A 16878-nucleotide genomic window follows, 5' to 3' on the forward strand; every position below is an offset into this window, starting at 1 on the left:
CATGCGTCCAGCGTCAGTACCGTCCCCGGCGACTCTCGGCCTTACCCGGCCAACTGCTGCGGAGGATCTTTCCCGTCTCGAGTGGGATAATCCAGAATCCCTGGAGCTGCTGTGGACACTGGCCGGAACCGGTGATCCCGACATGGCCCTCAATACCTTGATGAGGATTTTCGAGGGAGCGCCCGAGATTGGGCCGGCGATGCGTGAAGACGAAACCCTTCGAGTTCGGCTGCTTGCCCTATTGGGCGGCTCCTCGGCGTTCGGTGATCACCTCGCCGCCCACCCGGAGACCTGGCAAGAACTGCAGCGCCCGTTGCCTACCCCAACGGAAATGCTGAACACACTATTGGGCGAGGTGGGGGCGGAACCGGCGACGTACGCAGAGCAACCAGACCGCCCAGACACGGCGAACCCCGAGCTGACATCGCCCGGCACCTACCGCGCATCCCCTGGTGACCACAAAGCATCTCTCAAGGTGGCATACCGGACGCTGATGATGCGCATCGCCGCGCATGACCTCGCCGGTACCTTCCACTCCCGCAAGGGGCAGTCGCGGCCGCAACCACGAGTGGGGTTTCGTGAAGTCACCAGGCTGACGACGGCTCTCGCAGATGCCGCCTTGACGGCCGCACTCGCGGGTGCGGTCCGTGTGGTCTATGGCGATGAGCCCCTCGATGCGCAGCTGGCAGTTATCGCGATGGGCAAGTGTGGCGCGGGGGAGTTGAACTATATCTCCGATGTGGACGTTATCTTCGTGGGCTCGGAGGCGACGCCGAAGGTTACGCGCCTAGCATCGGAATTCAATCGAATCGGCTCTGCCTGCTTCTTCGAGGTCGACGCCAACCTGCGTCCGGAAGGAAAACCCGGCGCTCTCGTCCGAACTCTGGATTCGCACGTGGCCTACTACAAGCGGTGGGCGGAGACCTGGGAGTTTCAGGCACAACTGAAGGCGCGACCGCAGACCGGCTACCTGCCCCTAGGTAAGGACTACGTGAGCCAGATCGGGCCCATGGTGTGGACTGCCTCGCAACGGGAGTCCTTTGTTGAAGACGTACAGGCTATGCGCCGCCGCGTGCTCGAGAACGTCCCGGAAGAGATGCGCCTTCGAGAGCTCAAACTGGGGGAGGGCGGTCTGCGCGATGTAGAGTTCGCAGTCCAATTGCTCCAGTTGGTGCACGGTCGCTCGGATGAATCGTTGCGCACGCTCGCGACGGTCGATGCGCTCGCCGCTCTCGTGCGCGCCGGGTACGTAGGGCGCGAGGATGGCACCCAGCTCATTGAGGCCTACGAGTTTCTGCGTCTGCTGGAGCACCGCCTCCAATTGGAGCGCTTCCGCCGAACACATACGTTGCCGGCGAAGGATGACAACACGGCGCTCGAGTGGCTGGCCATCAACTCGGGTTTCCACCCGCAGGGCCACCAGTCGGCGGCAGATCGGATGAACATCCATCTCCGGAAGATTCGCCTGCTTATCTCTGAGCTCCACTCGCGCTTGTTCTACCGCCCGCTGCTCAATTCCGTGGCATCGATGTCGGCGGACGAGCTCAAGCTGTCACGCGAGGCGGCCCTCCTGCAGCTGGCAGCGCTGGGCTATCGCCATCCGGACAGAGCCTTCGAGCATCTCACTTCTTTGGCCGCGGGCCAGTCGCGCAAGGCCCGCATCCAGGCCATTTTGCTGCCCACGTTGATGGAGTGGCTCTCGAACACCGCGGATCCAGACATGGGCTTGTTGAACTACCGCAAGCTTTCGGAAGCAGCCTACGACCGTACCTGGTTCCTGCGCATGCTTCGCGACGAAGGCGTCGTCGGCCAGCGCCTCATGAAAATCCTGGGCACCTCGCCGTTTACGTCGGAGCTCATCATTCGGGCGCCAGACGTCGTCAAGCAGCTCTCCGACGGCGCGGCGGGGCCCAAGCTTCTGGAAACCAAACCCGAGCAAGTGTCCTCTGCTTTGGTCAATTCCACCAAGCGTCATGCGGATCCGGACAAGGCCGTCTCGGTCGCGCGGTCTCTTCGCCGCGCGGAGTTGGCACGAATTGCCGCAGCGGATCTTCTGGGATTCTTGCCGGTTCAGCAAGTCTGTTACGAGCTGTCCACCATCTGGAATGCGGTGTTGGAGGCAGCGCTCCGCGCCGAGGTCAGGGCGTGGCGGCTGGAGAACGACAATGACGAACCACCGGCTCGCATCGCCGTGATCGGCATGGGGCGGCTCGGTGGCATGGAGCTGGGTTTCGGTTCGGATGCCGATGTCATCGTGGTAGCGGAGCCAGTTGCAGGCAACCCCGAAGAGGAGGCGCTGCCCTGGGCCATCGGCATCATTGAGAAGCTGCGCCGCCGCCTGGCAAAACCGTCCGGCGATCCGCCCTTGGACGTTGACCTAGGTTTGCGGCCAGAGGGGCGCTCGGGAGCGGTCGCGCGCTCCATTGAGTCCTATGAGCGCTACTACTCACAGTGGGGCGAGCCGTGGGAGATGCAAGCGCTGCTCCGCGCTGCCTTTGTGGCGGGTGATGAGGACGTTGGCCAGCGTTTCCTCACCATGGTGGATGCTTTCCGTTATCCGCCGAAGGGCGTGAGCGAGAAGACCATTCGTGACATTCGTCGCATGAAGGCGCGCGTTGACAATGAGCGCCTGCCGCGCGGCGCGGACCGCAATACCCACACCAAGCTGGGGCGCGGTGGGTTGACGGATATCGAATGGACAGTCCAACTGCTCCAAATGATGCATGCCCACGAGGTACCGGCGCTGCATGAGCCGTCCACGCTGCGCGTCCTCGATGCCCTCGAAGACAATGAAGTCATACCCGTGCACCAGGTACAGGAGCTGCGGGAAGCCTGGCTCCTGGCTACCGATGCCCGAAACGCTTTGGTATTGGTTCGCGGCAAGCGCGTGGACCAGCTGCCGGCACCGGGGCCGCAGCTGGCGCAGGTGGCTGGCGCTGCAGGGTGGGATCCCGAACATAACCAGGATTTTCTCGACCATTACCTCAAGATCACCCGCCACGCCCGCAAGGTGGTCGATGAGGTGTTCTGGGGGGAGGCGGAATCCTTCGAGCACGACTAAGAGCTGCTGTCCTACCCCCTTAGCCGGACCCTGAGCCTACCCGGATCTATCCCTGATCTTGGTGCCGTGCCCTGTTCATACCGGTGCTAAGCCGATAGCCTGGGCAGCAGTTACCGTCCCAGCCTTCAAAGGAGCACACTATGAGCCTCAACCTATCCCTCGACCTGAACGATGCCACCCTCGCGGACCTCGAAGCTTTCCTTGCCGCGGCCCGCGCTGCTGGGTGCGATCCCGCAGCCGCGCTGAGCGTGGAGGGGACGGTGATGCACGTGGACGTCGCCAAGCCCCACGTCCGCCCCGACGTTTCGAAACCTGATACATCACGCCGCACCAACCTTGACCGCTCCGCAGCGGAGTCCACCATCCGCTCCATCATCGATGCACTTTCCGAGCGCCTCGATCCACCACACCCTCCGCACGGGACCTCCTTTGGCACGTTTGGGCCGAGCGTGGATTAATCCGATGAGCTATAGGGAAGCCTAGAATTATGCCCGTGAAGTCCAAGCAGATCATCGCCGTATGGGTCCTCGTGGTGGCGGCCGTCATCACCGTCGTCGGCGCAGGCTGGTGGGTCACGGAGAGGAATCACGTACCGGAGGGAGCACTGACGGTGGAGCAGGTCGTCAATGGTGGCGTGCCGCAGGATCAGTCGGTGAATGCCCACCTCGACCCCACCGAAAATGACCGCATCGTGGCCCTGGCGGAGGCGCTGGGGATCCCGTCGGAATCGGTCCCGCGTGGCCTGCTTTCAGTGGCATCGGATAGGTACAGGTCCCGCCAGGTCCTCGAAGCCGATCTGGACAAGGCCGTTGAGGCGGGCGCCATCACCAAGGAAGAGGCCAAGGGGGCGCTTTCTGCCTTCGACGCTGGCATCGTCGCCCCGGTGGAGGGGCCGATCTTCGTGGAGTCGACCCCGGCTGAATAGTCCCAGCTGGCAACGCTGGCACTGAAGTCACAGGGACTGGCAGGAGATGCGCAGTCAACGAGGATTTGCCTTGCAGCCATGGCTCTTAAGCTCACACGCACAGATAACGAAACGATAAAGGTTGGTGCGTTGAAGTGGAGAAACGACGAAAACTGCGCGAGCTTCTCAGGACCGCAGTGGGAGTGAGCATCGCCATCCTCGTTCCCATCGGCGGCGGGCTGGGCGTCTTCGAAGTGGCCAACGGGGTGCCCCTTGAGGCTTCGTTGAGCGCCCTGTCCCTCCAGTAGCCCAGCCTTGTACTAACTCACCTGGATGATTTTGGCGTGCGGGCCGTCCTCCTCGCCCCGGCTGCGCAGGACGTGCGTGATGAGGACACCTGCTATGCCGATGCACCACACGCCGAAGACTGCCCAAGCGGCAAGCTGGAAATCAGAGAACGGATAATTCGGCCCATTGCCCAAGTGGTCTAGTACTACGCCGACCAGCTGGGCGCCGATGACTGTGGCCAAGAAGCCGCCCATGTTGCCCAGGCCCGTTGCTGTGGCGACCACCTTACGGTCGAGGTTTTCGCGGACAATGTCGAATCCATAATTTGCCACCGGTGTGCACAAGGACACCACGCTGATGAGGATGATCAGTGAGAGGTAGCTGCCGCCGAAGAGGAAGAACAGGACCCACACCGCGCAGTGGATAGCCACAAACCCCAAGGCGAGCCAGGGGCGGAAACCTCGCGTCCTAGAAGATAGCCTGCCGTGTACAGGGCCCACCAGAATCATGCACACGGTAAACCACGTCAGGGCCCAACCGGCGCTGGTCTTGGAAAATCCCATGCCCGCCGTCATCATGGGCATGCCCCACAGCATGACAAACACGTTGGTGGCGGCAAGACCGACCCAGTGAATGAAGAATGCCTGCCAGGCCACGGGTGAACGGAAAACCTGGGAGAGCAGTGCGCCCATGCTCTCTGGCTGCGCGTTCGGCTTTTCCTTCGGCTTCTTTACGATTCCGAGCGTTTCCGGGGAATCAGCAACTGCCACCGCGGCGGCGACAGCGATGAGAATGCCCACCGCGCCCAAGGTAACGAAGGCCAAGGTCCATCCGCCCCAGCCCAGGAGCATGGCAAAAGGTAGGGCAGAGATAAACTGACCCAGCTGTCCCAGGGAGGAGGTGACCTGCGTGAACATGGGGGTGCGGTGCAGCGGGAACCAGTAAGGCAGGATGCGCATCACCGACAGGAAGGCGGTGGCATCACCCGCGCCGATGAGCAGGCGGGCGGCGATGGCTACCCAATAATTACTCGTGAAACCGAGAAGCACCTGGCCGAGACCCATAATGATGGAGCCAATGACGAGCAAGCGCCGTGGGCCGAACTTATCGATAAGCATGCCCGTCGGGATCTGCGCCAGTGAATAAATGCCCAGTTGTACAGAGGTGAAAACAGCAATGCGCGAGGCATCGACCTCGAAGCGATCAATGGCCTCAAGCCCCGCGACGCCAAAAGATGTGCGGCCGGTAATTGCCACGATGTAGACCAACACCGCAGCTACCCACACGGAGAGAGCCTTAGTGGTAATTACATTGCGAGGATGAGGAACCGACATGGCTGATACTTTACGCGTCACCAACTAAGATGCAGGGGGTGAAGTACATTTCGACCCGCGATACCGACCGCCAGCCCGCCTCCTTTACGGATATCCTCCTCGGAGGTCTGGCCCCTGATGGAGGCCTTTACCTGCCGGAAACTTACCCCCGCATCGATGACGCCACCCTGACTAACTGGCGCCAGACCCTGGCGGAGGGTGGCTACGCGGCCTTGGCTGCGGAAGTGCTCAAGCTTTTTGTGGATGATATTCCCGCAGAAGACCTCGAAGGAATTGCCCAGCGCGCCTACACCTACCCCAAGTTTGACCACGAGGAGATCGTCCCAGTCAGCGAACTGGGGGAGGGCCTCTACATTGGCCACCTCTCTGAGGGGCCAACGGCCGCCTTCAAGGACATGGCCATGCAGATGTTGGGCGAACTCTTCGAATACGAGCTGGCCCGCCGCGGCGAAACCCTCAACATTCTGGGTGCTACCTCGGGTGACACCGGTTCCTCGGCGGAGTACGCCATGCGCGGGCGCAAGGGCATCCGCGTCTTCATGCTGACCCCGGCTGGGCGCATGACGCCATTCCAGCAGGCTCAGATGTTCGGGCTGGATGACCCGAATATCTGCAATATCGCCCTCGATGGCGTCTTTGATGATTGCCAGGACGTGGTTAAGGCGGTATCGGCCGACGCCAACTTTAAGGCCGAGAACCGCATCGGTGCGGTGAACTCCATTAACTGGGCCCGCCTCATGGCGCAGGTGGTGTACTACATCAACTGCTACCTCAAGGTCACTACGGAAAACACCGAAAAGGTCTCCTTCAGCGTGCCGACCGGCAACTTCGGCGATATCTGCGCCGGCCACATCGCTCGCCAGATGGGGCTGCCCATCGACCGCCTCATTGTGGCAACCAATGAAAACGACGTGCTCGATGAGTTCTTCCGCACCGGCAACTACCGCCCGCGCTCCTCGGAGCAAACCCACAAGACCTCCTCGCCGTCGATGGATATTTCCCGCGCCTCCAACTTCGAGCGCTTCGCCTTCGATCTGCTGGGCCGCGATGCCGCACAGATCAAGGAGCTGTTCGGGACGAAGGTGAAGGAAGGCGGCTTTAACGTCGATAAGCAGGCACTTGACGCCGCCCACGCCGAGTACGGTTTCCTGTCCGGTTCCTCCACCCACGCGGATCGCCTCGCCACCATTAAGGATGTCCACGAACGCTACGACGTGCTGGTGGATCCGCACACCGCGGACGGCATCAAGGTCGCCCGCGCGGTACAGGAAGAATATGGGGTCGACACCCCCATCATCTGCCTAGAGACCGCCCTGCCGGTGAAGTTTGCGGAGACCATCAAAGAGGCCATCGGCAGCGAGCCGGAGGTGCCGGAGCGTTTCGCCGGCATCCTGGAGGCCGAGCGCTACGTCACGGATCTGCCCAATGATGCAGCGGCGGTGAAGGACTACATCACGCAGTACATCAGCAACACGGAGGTTTAAGACAATGGGACAGGAACAATTCTCGGGCCCGGAGTACTTCACCGAGTTTGATCCGGAGAAGTTCATCCGCGACATGAAGCAGGTCGCTGAGATGGAGAAAGAAAATAAGGAGAATAAGGCGGACTCGGGTGAGGCTGCATCCGCGACGGAAGACTAGCCGGCGCCTCCTTGGGATACTGAGCACAGCGGGGTTGGCGCTGGCCGGGTGCACCGTGCCGATGGGAGCCGGACCCGTACAGAAGGCAGCCTCCAGCTCAGCTGTCTACTCCACCGTGGCGCCAGCTGAGCCGCAGGTGCATTCGCCGGATGCCTCCCCGGTGCCACCGGGCGCGGCGTTGGATATTTCGACCACGCAGCCCGTGCCCGGCGAAGCCTTTGACTTCAACCTGTGCACGGTGGCGTGGAGCTTCGTACTTGACGACGCCCGCACCATCGCCGTCACCGCTTCCCATTGCGGTGAGCCGGGGGATACCGTGTGGGCAGGCGCTGCCGACGGTGAATTTGTCTACCCGGCAGAGCCCGTCGGCACCATTATCTACTCCGATCTCAGCGCGCCGGAAACGCACCAGCTGGATTTCGCTTTGGTGGAAATCACCAGGGAGGCTGAGTTTTATGTCCCGCGGGACATGCCCACTACCGTCGTCGCGGCGGATGAACACATGTTGCCTGACAGCGTCTGCAAGCTGGGCCGCATCACCGGTGAGACCTGCGGCCCGCTGACGCACCGTGAGGGGCAGGGCAAACTCCAATTTGATGACCGCACGGTGGAGACCGTCGCGGCGCGCGCCCAGGTGTGCTCCACACATGGCGATTCAGGAGCCCCGGTGTATGGCGCGCAGGGCAGCCCTTATGAGGACGTGATCGTAGGGGTTCTCTCGGGCACCACTGATGCGGCAGCCAGCAGTGAGGGGTGCGCGGATGGTTCGGAAGCACAGATGTCGTTTACACCTGCCTCCGAGATCGAGAAACTCCTGCCGGAGATTCTGGCGCAGGTCTAAGGCGCTAAGATGGTGCCCATGCCCACTCCTGATTTTATTGTGTCCCTGCGTGAGAAAATTGGTCACGACCAGCTCTTTTTGCCCAGTGTGACCGCGGTTATTGTGCGGGCCGTGCCCACGGGTTCCGCTATCTGGGAGTTGCCCTCGGTGCTGCTTGCCCAGCGTGCCGATAATGGCACGTGGGCTCCCATCTCCGGTATCTGTGAGCCGGGTGAGGAGATTACGACGACCGCGCTGCGCGAGGTCAAGGAGGAAGTGGGCCTCGATGGCCGCATCGAAGCACTTCTCGGCGTGGGCCAGGTGGGCCCAGTAGTCTGCCCCAATGGGGATAAGTGCCTCTACATGGATACCTCCATCCGGGTCTCCGTGCCGGATGATGCGGAGCCGGTTATCTCCGACGAAGAGAACCTGGCCGCGCAGTGGTTTTCGGTGGCGCAGATGCCGACGTCTGTCAGCGCCCGCCACCGCATGATCATCGGGGATGCCGTGGCGCAGATGAAGCACCCGCAGGGCTTCCGCCCGCGGATGGGCTACGTCAAGCGCACGTCTTAATCTGGTTTTAGTGGTTCAACCAGGCCTTTTCTGCTGCCAGCCTGGCTGCGGCAAGCGGGGAGAACTGGCCTCCGGCGACATTGGGAGAACGTGTCAATATCATGGGAAATGCATAAAAAACATTGCTATATGAAACTATCCCGCATAGCTTCAGGGTCATGTTGTCACTCAGATTCAAGAAAGTAACCATCGCCACAACCTTCGCCGCATTCGCTGGCACGGCACTCGGAACCGGGGTTGCCTCTGCGGCAGAGCCTTCTTCTGGAATCTCCTTCGGCTCCAGCTCCGGTGAGCTGGCACAGCTGAGCTCCACACTGTTTGGGAGCTCGAAGCCTGCTCCGGAAAACCCCGAAAACCCAGAAGCGCCGGAAGGTTCTGGCCTGATTGAAAAGGCAGAGGACGTGGAGGGCCTCACGGAACCGCTGACGGCAGAGCAAGCCAAGGAGGTTCTCAACGGCAGCTTCGTTGCGAAGAAGAACGATAAGATCGGGCTTTCCTTCCAACCGGATGGAACCGTAGGAGTTTCTGATGGTTGTAACCTCGGTAACGGTACATACTCTATCGCGGAGGACACCGGCGCCCTAGAGATCAAAGACGTCATTACCACTATGAAGGCTTGCGAGCCGGACGTGATGGTCGATGTTCACGATTTCAACGTCATCGTTCCGAAGAAGCCACAGGTCTATTCCATCGATGACACCACCATCGCACTGGTCAAAGATGGGCAGGCAATTCAGTTCGTCAAGGTCGATACCCCTGAAGAGAAGTAAATAACCTTCCTCATCAGTGGCCAACCCCCAGCGGGAGGTTGGCCACTTTCTGTGTTTTAGTCTGCGGCCTGTAAGGGGATGGGGGAGTTGTAGAGTTGCCTCAAAATATCATCGGAAACGCATGAAATGGGTTGATGTTGGAGGCCGCGGCCGATAGCTTCGGGGCCATGATTTCACGCACACTGAAGAAAGTAACCACAGCAACTGCGTTCGTCGCCCTCGCAGGCGGCGTCCTGGGCGCCGGTACTGCCGGTGCGCAAGAGCTGTCCTCCGTCGATTCCCTGCAGTCCAGCCAGATCCAGGAGCTGAGCTCCCGCCTCTTTGGCGGTCCGGGCACCCCGGAGGACTCTGAAGCACCGGAAGGCTCCGGGCTGATTGAGAAGTACGAGGACGTCGACGGTCTGCAAGACAAGCTGCCGGCCGATGAGGCCCAGAAGGTTCTCAACGGTACCTTCACCGCAAAGAAGAACCCAGAGATTTCCGTGACCTTCAATTCCGATGGAACCCTCGCTTACAACGATGGCTGCAACTCCGGTGGCGCTAGCTACAAGCTGGATCAGACCGATGCCATTGTGGTGGAGAACCTGAACTCTACGTTGCGCGCATGCTCCCCGGATGCCATGGCCGACGCCGATGCGCTCAAGGCTATCCTCTCGGCCAAGCCCGTTGTCTTCCCCCTAGAGGGAAACAACTACGCACTGGGTAGCCAGGGCCAGGTCATCCAGTTTGAGAAGGCCGAGAACTAAGGCTTCCTAAGCGTCCAGCATTTCACGTGGCGGGGCTAGTCCGAGAGTGGGCTGGCCCCGCTTGTGCGTGCGCGCCGGCCCTCGACGAGCCAGCCAATGAAGCGGCAGGAGCAGGCAGACCAGTGTGCGACAAGCAGCACCGGGATGCTGAGCGCGATGACGTCGAGAAGCTCCGAGCCATTCACCAGCGCTACCTGGTGACCACCCATGCTGACCGTTCCCGGTGGGAATGTGCAGGCCCACCACGCGGGCGAGTAATCCACCCAGCGAGCCACGTTGGGGTAGAAGGTGACCATGGCATAAAGCGCGAGGGGGATGGCAATCACCATGGCGGTGAGCCCGTAGTAGACAGAGAAACTACCGGGGTAGAGGATCTGCATGGCGGTAGTGGATTGGCCCACCACGCCCAGCGGCACCCAGGCCGTCGCGGAGTTGGCGCCGGTGAGGTTGACTTTGCCGTGCCAAGCAGCCCAATACACGCGGATGAAGATGGGGACCGCAGTGGAGATAGACATGATGAATAAAACGGTGCCCATCACGTGGTAGGCGCGCCCGTAGTCGAGGGCGAGGAAGCCGGCCACGGAGGAGGAAATCATGGGGCCGACCAGCGGCAGGCCCCAGGTAAAGCGCGGCTGACCGTCGAAACGGGTGAGCTGGATGGCCCACGTGATGACGGTAACGGGGCCACCGATCCAGAAGCCCACTAGGCGGAAGGTTCCGATATCCGTCAACCCGGACAGTGCTGCGCCGAGTGCCAGGATGCCGATGAAGTACATGGACCACTCGGCCATCGAGGTCCGCGCGAAGCTGGGCTGCCGATACACCGCGAAACCCACCGTCAGTACGAGAAGGATGACGCAGGATAGCGCTGCGAAGATGGCAGAGCCAGTTAGCATGCCTTCCTCAACGAGCAGCCGGGAGACGATGGACGTTCCCATGAGGCTGCCGCCCCACGCGGGGCCGGGCGGTGGTAGTTGGCGGAATCTATCAGTCACAGAGGGGAATAGTAACCATTTACTGCGCACATGTCCCTTGTACTGTGGTTGATCAGCACGTGAGATTGCGCCATTGTGGGCGCGCCAGTAGGGGAGAACACAGTGGGGCTGTTGTATTAGGCGGTGATACGACGACAGGCTCCGACGAATCAAGCGAAACGTCGAAGCCCGTCATAGTAGTGCAGCTGCTAAGACAGCTCACCTCTAGCAGTCGTAGTACATCTCAAATTCCTGCGGAGTCGGGCGCAGACGAACCGGCGCAATCTCGTTCTCACGCTTGTAATTGATGTAGGTCTCGATGAGATCCTCGGAGAAGACATCGCCCTCGGTGAGGAACTCGTTGTCTTCCTCAAGTGCTGCGATGGAAGCCTCCAGGGAGGTCGGTGCCTGCGGGATGGACGCAGCCTCTGCCGGCGGCAGCTCGTAGAGATCCTTGTCCACCGGAGCGTGCGGCTCGATGCGGTTCTTGATGCCGTCGAGGCCTGCCATCATCATGGCGGCGAAACCGAAGTAGGGGTTGCCGGACGGATCCGGCGCGCGGAACTCAATACGCTTTGCCTTCGGGTTGGAGCCGGTAATCGGGATACGGATGGCGGCCGAGCGGTTGCGCTGCGAGTACACCAGGTTGATCGGTGCCTCAAAGCCCGGAACCAGGCGGTGGTAGGAGTTCAGGGTCGCGTTCGTGAACGCCAGAACTGCCGGTGCGTGGGCCAGGATGCCGCCGATGTAGTAGCGAGCAATGTCAGACAGGCCTGCATAGCCAGCCTCATCGTGGAAGAGGGGCTTGCCATCCTGCCACAGGGACATGTGGGCGTGCATGCCGGAGCCGTTATCGCCCGCCAGCGGCTTGGGCATAAAGGTTACGGTCTTGCCGAACTGTTCCGCGGTGTTCTTGATGATGTACTTGAAGGTCTGAATATCATCCGCAGCGTGCAGCAGGGAGTTGAAGCGGTAGTTGATCTCGTTCTGACCGCTTCCCACCTCGTGGTGGAAGCGCTCGATGACAAAGCCTGCCTTCTGCAGCTGCTCCACCATGGCGTCGCGGACTTCGCCGTGCTTGTCGACGGGCGCCGTAGGGAAGTAGCCGCCCTTCACGCGAGTCTTAAAACCGGTGTTCGGGGTGCCATCGAAGTTGGTCTCGGAACCGCGGTTCCACCAGCCTTCATCGGTATCAACCTCGTAGAAGCCGTGGTTAACGTCGGTGCTGTAGCGCACGGAGTCGAAAATATAGAACTCAGCTTCAGCGCCGAAGTTACAGGTATCCGCGATGCCGGTGGAAGCGAGGTACTCCTCAGCCTTGCGCGCGATGTTGCGCGGGTCGCGGCTAAAGGGCTCCAACGTAAACGGGTCGTGGACGAAGAACTTGATGTTCAGGGTCTTCGCGGTGCGGAAAGGATCCACGAAGGCGGTCTTCGGATCCGGCAGCAGCGTCATATCGGACTCATCGATGGTGGTAAATCCGCGGATGGAAGAACCATCAAAGGCGAGGCCTTCGGCAGCTGCGTCTTCAGTGAATTCCTCGGCCGGAATAGAGAAGTGGTGCTCAGTGCCGGGGACGTCCGTAAATCGGATGTCAACGAACTTGACGTCCTCTTCCTTGATGAATGCGATGACGTCCTGGATTGTCTCAAAGGACACGGTGGTCTCCTGTTGGTTGACGTGTAGTACTCCCGACTAGTTTACAGGTATTGGCTTTGTCGCTGGGGTGTCTGGGGCACGTGGAGGCAAATTTTCTGCTTAGCAGAGCCGACAGCTAGATTGGTGGGCATGGCTGATAACAACGATGGCTTTGAGCACGGGCAGTGGCCTGGGCAAACAATGGGCTTGCCCAAGGAGGGCTCAGGTTCCCTGGCTTCTGTAATGCGGCGCACTTTTGGCGTTCTCATTGACTGGCTCTTGGCAATGCTGATAGCCAATCTCCTCGAGCTCTTTACGAATTCACTCGGTGGCCCGGCATTCTTGGGCTACGCGGTGTGGGTAGTCATGGGCATCGTGTGCGGTTGGCTCTTCGCCCGCACCCCGGGCATGGCGCTGCTGGGGATGGGAGTCGCACGTCTTGATGTGCCGGGCTCTTCCGTTGGCTTGTGGCGGGCCGCGGTCCGTACGCTGCTCACCGCCGTGCTTTTCCCCGCAGCGATGGTCGATGCCGACGGGCGTGGCCTCCACGACCGCGCCACCGGCACGGCCGTCATCATGGCCTAAGGCTTGTTCTGCGTCAGCCGGTCGTATCCGCCACAGATGCCCCACAAATGGTTCCCCTGAAAAGGTTTGTTTGGGGGCAAACAAACCTTCTTCATAACGCTAGATGGTTTACTTGGGGTCAAGTAAACCATCTGAGTAGAACCATCTGACGAAACCTGGTCACGAAGGCTAGGACGGTTCTAAAGCAACGAAGAATCGCAAGGTAAAGAAGGGGTCCCTTCCGAGAATCTCGGAAGGGACCCCTTCTTGTGTGGAGCGAGGTGGCTTACTTACCGCCCTTGCGCTCCTGCATGCGGCGCATGCGGCGGTTCATGCCCGCCATGTTTTGAGCCTGGCGGGGCATTGGGCCCTTGGGCAGGCCCGGAGTGGTGCCCGGCAGATCATCCATGGCCTCGATGCGGCGAATGTTCTCGTAGGTTTCGTTCTTGTTGTAGTTGCGCGGCAGCTTCATGATGTGGGTGCGCAGCTTGGATACCGGCACCTCATCCTCACCGCTGCCCACGAAGACCTCGTACACCGGCACACCGCCAGCCAGGCGGTCAACGCGCTTCTTCAAGCGGTTGAGGGTAGGGGCGACGCGCTTGCGGTCACCTTCGACGACGAAAATGACGCCGGAGTTACCGATCACGCGGTGGACCAGATCCTGCTGGCGGGTCGCAGCCACGCCAGGCTTGACCTTCCACACCACGCCCACGGTGTTGCGCAGCTGCTGCTCCAAAGCCCAGCCGGCGACACCTGGCTGGTCCTCCACCTTCTTGTACATGTCGCGCTCAAGGCGGCGGGTGAACAGGAACATGGCGAGCATCGCACCAAGGCCCAGGCCGATGATGAGCATGAACCACTGGCCGTTAAAGAGCAGGCCGATAAGGAAGAAGAGCAAGCCCACGCCCAAGAATGCAGCCAGCATGATGGGGATGAGAGCCTTGTCCTGCTTGCGCTGCATGTTGAACGCTTGCCACATTTGTGACCAGTTCTGCTTGCGCTTGGCACGCTTTGCCGCGCGCTCTTGCTTCTTCGCGTCCTTGAGCGACGCCTTATCGTCCTTAGCCATGTCTCCTACTTTAAGGGCAAGAGGAATAAAAAGAGAAACGCGTTAGCGGATGGTAGCTGCAACAGAGTTGGCCTGTGCAGGGGTCTTGGCCATGCGCGTGGTCACCGGGGTTTCCTCGGAGGGGCCATACTTCTCCAGAAGGGTGGAAGCCTCCTGAGCGGTAGCGCCCTGGGAAGTCTCCGCCAGGTGCTTCAGGTTCTCCGGAAGCTCGAGGCCGCGTGCCTCCATGGCTTGCACGTAGAGGCGGCCAGCGCGGTAGGAGGAGCGGACCAGCGGGCCAGACATGACGCCACCAAAGCCCAGCTCCTTGGCCAGCTTGGAGTGCTCCACGAATTCCTCCGGGCGCACCCAGCGCTCGATCGGGTGGAAGCGCGGGCCGGGGCGCAGGTACTGGGTAATCGTGATGATGTCGCAGCCTGCCGAGCGCAGGTCGCGCAGTGCTTCCTCGATCTCCTCGGCGGTTTCACCCATGCCCAGGATGAGGTTGGACTTGGTGATCAAACCAAAGTCGTGGGCCTGGCGGATGACGTCGAGTGAACGCTCATAGCGGAAGGCCGGGCGGATGCGCTTGAAGATGCGCGGCACCGTCTCTAGGTTGTGAGCGAAGACCTCCGGGCGGGCCTCAAAAACCTCCTGGAGCAGGTCCGGCTTGCCGGAGAAGTCCGGGGTGAGGTTCTCCACGCCGGTGTTCGGGTTGAGTTCATGAATCTTGCGGACGACCTCAGCGTAGAGCCAGGCACCCTCATCCGGCAGATCATCGCGGGTAACACCCGTAATGGTGGTGTAGTTGAGATCCATTTCCTGGATATTCTCTGCCACACGGCGCGGTTCGTCGCGGTCCAGCTCCGCTGGCTTGCCGGTAGCGATATCGCAGAAATCACAGCGGCGAGTGCACTTGTCGCCGCCGATGAGGAACGTAGCCTCACGCGATTCCCAGCACTCGTGAATATTGGGGCAGCCAGCCTCCTGGCACACGGTGTGCAGGGAAGCACCAGTCACGCGAGATTTCATGTCCTCATACCCAGGGCCGGTGCGAACCTGGTTGCGGATCCAGCGCGGCTTCTGTTCGATGGGAGACTCCGCATTCTTCTTCTCAATGCGGAGCATCTTGCGTCCTTCAGGCTTAACAGTCACGGAACCTCACTTTAGGTGTTGAACTAGCTCTTTCTAATACAAGCCCTACGAGTGGCTGCTTTATTCCACCGAGGGTAGCCGCTATTTTTCTTGCGCGGCTTTGCGGGCTTGGCGGGCCTTCTCGTTGGCCACTTTGATGGGATCTGGGGCCGAGGCAAAGGTGTGGTCGGCCACCGTCAGTTCGCCGGAGAGGGCTTTGCGGAGGGCGTCGAGAAGCGGGGCTTCTGCCTCCTCCATGGTCACCTCACGGCCGAGCTCAAGCGACAGCGTCGACACATCCGCATCATCGATGCCGCAGGCCACGATGTGCTCGTAGTACTCCAAGGTGTTGGTGCAGTTGAGCGCTAGGCCGTGCATGGTCACGCCGCGGGTCACGCGAATGCCCAACGCACCTAGCTTGCGGTCGCGCTTCGGGGCGGCTGGGTCGGCAGCCTGGGTGGTGGAAGGAACCCACACCCCCGAGCGGCCATCGATGCGCCCAGCGGTGCTCACGCCGAGTTCGCGGACGGCTTGGATGATGGCCTCCTCAAGACGGCGGACGTAGTCGACAACGTCAACCGGCTCGGCCAGTTTGATAATGGGGTAGACCACCAACTGGCCCTCGCCGTGCCAGGTGATGCGCCCGCCCCGGTCAACATCAATGACCGGTAGGCCATTATCGGGCATATCCTCCGGCTGCGTGCGCTTTCCGGCGGTGTAGACGTTGGGGTGCTCCACCACGAGGATGACATCACCCTGCGTGCCCGCCGCCCGCGCCGCCGCGAGCTCGGCCTGCAGATCCCAGGCCTCTTGGTAGCCCATGCGGCCCAAGCGGCGGATCTCCAGTGGTTCGTCGGAAGCGCGGATGGAGCGATCAGCGGGAAAGAAGGGTTCGCGGGGAGCAGTCATGAACCCAATCCTAAACCCCGCGAAGATTCAGCCAGAAAGGGGCTGAGTGTGCGCTGCTCAAGCGTTGTTTTAATCGACGCCGTTGGCGGAAGCGTACTCATCGGCGGTCATCAGCTCGCCGACCTCGGTGACCTCGACCTCGAAGAGCCAGCCCTCACCGAAGGGATCGTTGTTGATGACTGCATAGTCATCGTGCACGTCCTCGTTGACGGCGGTCACGGTGCCGGTGACCGGGGAGTAGAGGTCAGACACGGACTTGGTGGACTCCACCTCGCCGCAGGTCTCGCCGTGCTCGACGGTATCGCCCACGGCGGGCAGCTCAGCGAAGACGACCTCACCCAGGCGGTCAGCGGCCACGGAGGTGATGCCAATACGGACGGTAGAACCAACGACAGAGTCAGCGGTGGCGTTGATCCACTCGTGGTCCTCGGAGTAGGAGAAATCGGAAGGAAGGTTAGCCATGAGAAGGGG

17 protein-coding genes are annotated in these 16878 nt (G+C 61.1%); 10 read left to right on the top strand and 7 right to left on the bottom strand.

Annotation, left to right across the window (positions count from 1 at the left end):
* The first annotated feature begins 1 nt into the window (after position 1).
* From QKE52_RS00230 to QKE52_RS00240, 3 genes are all read left to right on the top strand, one after another.
* Complete coding sequence (locus tag QKE52_RS00230) at positions 2 to 3061, top strand: bifunctional [glutamine synthetase] adenylyltransferase/[glutamine synthetase]-adenylyl-L-tyrosine phosphorylase (protein ID WP_347947798.1); 3060 nt, start codon at positions 2 to 4, stop codon at positions 3059 to 3061.
* Between the two features lie 140 nt (positions 3062 to 3201).
* A complete protein-coding gene (locus QKE52_RS00235) occupies positions 3202 to 3519 on the top strand; it encodes a hypothetical protein (protein WP_347947800.1) in 318 nt (105 codons plus the stop codon).
* Positions 3520 to 3548: 29 nt separating this feature from the next.
* Complete coding sequence (locus QKE52_RS00240) at positions 3549 to 3986, top strand: hypothetical protein (RefSeq protein WP_070517377.1); 438 nt, start codon at positions 3549 to 3551, stop codon at positions 3984 to 3986.
* A gap of 299 nt (positions 3987 to 4285) precedes the next feature.
* Here QKE52_RS00240 and QKE52_RS00245 read toward each other — a convergent pair whose 3' ends face one another.
* The gene (locus QKE52_RS00245) at positions 4286 to 5587 is read right to left on the bottom strand and encodes an MFS transporter (RefSeq protein ID WP_347947802.1); all 1302 of its coding nucleotides are present in this window, start codon (positions 5585 to 5587) and stop codon (positions 4286 to 4288) included.
* Positions 5588 to 5625: 38 nt separating this feature from the next.
* Between QKE52_RS00245 and thrC the strand changes: the two genes are divergently transcribed.
* From thrC to QKE52_RS00275, 6 genes are all read left to right on the top strand, one after another.
* Positions 5626 to 7071, top strand: a complete 1446-nt coding sequence (gene thrC, locus QKE52_RS00250; protein ID WP_347947804.1) for a threonine synthase — start codon at positions 5626 to 5628, stop codon at positions 7069 to 7071.
* Between the two features lie 4 nt (positions 7072 to 7075).
* A complete protein-coding gene (locus tag QKE52_RS00255) occupies positions 7076 to 7228 on the top strand; it encodes a hypothetical protein (protein WP_168162647.1) in 153 nt (50 codons plus the stop codon).
* Between the two features lie 61 nt (positions 7229 to 7289).
* Positions 7290 to 8069, top strand: coding sequence for a trypsin-like serine protease (locus tag QKE52_RS00260; RefSeq protein ID WP_347947807.1), 780 nt, complete (start codon positions 7290 to 7292; stop codon positions 8067 to 8069).
* A gap of 18 nt (positions 8070 to 8087) precedes the next feature.
* On the top strand, positions 8088 to 8621 hold the full coding sequence (locus tag QKE52_RS00265) for an NUDIX domain-containing protein (RefSeq protein WP_070753976.1): 534 nt from the start codon (positions 8088 to 8090) through the stop codon (positions 8619 to 8621).
* Positions 8622 to 8779: 158 nt separating this feature from the next.
* Positions 8780 to 9391 carry an META domain-containing protein gene (locus QKE52_RS00270; RefSeq protein WP_046647746.1) on the top strand — a complete coding sequence of 204 codons (612 nt, stop codon included), beginning with the start codon at positions 8780 to 8782 and terminating at the stop codon, positions 9389 to 9391.
* A gap of 167 nt (positions 9392 to 9558) precedes the next feature.
* On the top strand, positions 9559 to 10137 hold the full coding sequence (locus tag QKE52_RS00275; protein WP_239663582.1) for an META domain-containing protein: 579 nt from the start codon (positions 9559 to 9561) through the stop codon (positions 10135 to 10137).
* Between the two features lie 35 nt (positions 10138 to 10172).
* On the opposite strand, the gene QKE52_RS00280 is transcribed toward QKE52_RS00275, so the two are convergent.
* Both QKE52_RS00280 and glnA read right to left on the bottom strand, forming a co-directional pair.
* Entirely contained in the window at positions 10173 to 11132 is a 960-nt protein-coding gene (locus QKE52_RS00280) for a TDT family transporter (RefSeq protein WP_175974538.1), read from the bottom strand.
* Positions 11133 to 11336: 204 nt separating this feature from the next.
* On the bottom strand, positions 11337 to 12770 hold the full coding sequence (gene glnA, locus QKE52_RS00285) for a type I glutamate--ammonia ligase (RefSeq protein WP_347947809.1): 1434 nt from the start codon (positions 12768 to 12770) through the stop codon (positions 11337 to 11339).
* A 129-nt stretch (positions 12771 to 12899) separates the two neighbouring features.
* Here glnA and QKE52_RS00290 point away from each other — a divergent pair, with 129 nt between their 5' ends.
* Positions 12900 to 13334: an RDD family protein gene (locus QKE52_RS00290; protein WP_347947810.1), complete on the top strand. Its 435-nt coding sequence runs from the start codon at positions 12900 to 12902 to the stop codon at positions 13332 to 13334.
* Between the two features lie 265 nt (positions 13335 to 13599).
* On the opposite strand, the gene QKE52_RS00295 is transcribed toward QKE52_RS00290, so the two are convergent.
* The 4 genes from QKE52_RS00295 to gcvH all read right to left on the bottom strand — a co-directional run bounded on the left by QKE52_RS00295 (position 13600) and on the right by gcvH (position 16869).
* Complete coding sequence (locus tag QKE52_RS00295) at positions 13600 to 14385, bottom strand: DUF4191 domain-containing protein (protein ID WP_046647926.1); 786 nt, start codon at positions 14383 to 14385, stop codon at positions 13600 to 13602.
* Between the two features lie 42 nt (positions 14386 to 14427).
* Positions 14428 to 15492, bottom strand: coding sequence for a lipoyl synthase (gene lipA / locus QKE52_RS00300; protein WP_070510675.1), 1065 nt, complete (start codon positions 15490 to 15492; stop codon positions 14428 to 14430).
* Positions 15493 to 15600: 108 nt separating this feature from the next.
* Complete coding sequence (gene lipB / locus QKE52_RS00305) at positions 15601 to 16407, bottom strand: lipoyl(octanoyl) transferase LipB (protein ID WP_070510673.1); 807 nt, start codon at positions 16405 to 16407, stop codon at positions 15601 to 15603.
* A gap of 69 nt (positions 16408 to 16476) precedes the next feature.
* Entirely contained in the window at positions 16477 to 16869 is a 393-nt protein-coding gene (gcvH, locus tag QKE52_RS00310) for a glycine cleavage system protein GcvH (protein WP_046647929.1), read from the bottom strand.
* Positions 16870 to 16878 lie beyond the last annotated feature (9 nt).

The sequence above is a fragment of the Corynebacterium sp. c25Ua_47 genome (genome assembly GCF_039907205.1).
Lineage (GTDB): Bacteria > Actinomycetota > Actinomycetes > Mycobacteriales > Mycobacteriaceae > Corynebacterium > Corynebacterium hiratae.